This window comes from Burkholderia territorii (genome assembly GCF_902833055.1).
GTDB classification, from domain to species: Bacteria; Pseudomonadota; Gammaproteobacteria; order Burkholderiales; family Burkholderiaceae; genus Burkholderia; species Burkholderia territorii.
Genome location: NZ_CADFEJ010000168.1, coordinates 1 through 427 on the forward strand (window position 1 = coordinate 1; position 427 = coordinate 427).

The 427-nt window shown below is 64.9% G+C and carries 1 protein-coding gene; it reads left to right on the plus strand.

Annotated elements, in window-relative coordinates:
* The coding region (locus HW466_RS31560) for an efflux RND transporter permease subunit (protein ID WP_176316190.1) at positions 1-427 on the plus strand (427 nt) is incomplete at both ends.

Sequence of the window (427 nt, forward strand, 5' to 3'; positions counted from 1 at the left end):
TCCCGGACATCCGCATTCCGGTGATCAGCGTGATCTGGAATTACGCCGGCCTGCAGCCGGACGACATGTCGGGGCGCATCGTCACGTACTACGAACGTACGCTCGGCACCACCGTCAACGACGTGCAGCACATCGAGTCGCAGTCGTTCCGCAGCTTCGGCATCGTCAAGATCTTCTTCCAGCCGACGGTGGACATCCGCACCGCCACCGCGCAGGTCACCTCGATCTCGCAGACCGTGCTCAAGCAGATGCCGCCGGGCACCACGCCGCCGCAGATCCTCAACTACAACGCCTCGACCGTGCCGGTGCTGCAGATCGCGCTGACCAGCAGCACGCTGGACGAGCAGAAGCTGGAGGACTACGCGGAGAATTTCATCCGCCCGCAACTGCTGTCGGTGCGCGGCGTGGCGCGCGAGGGCGTGATCGC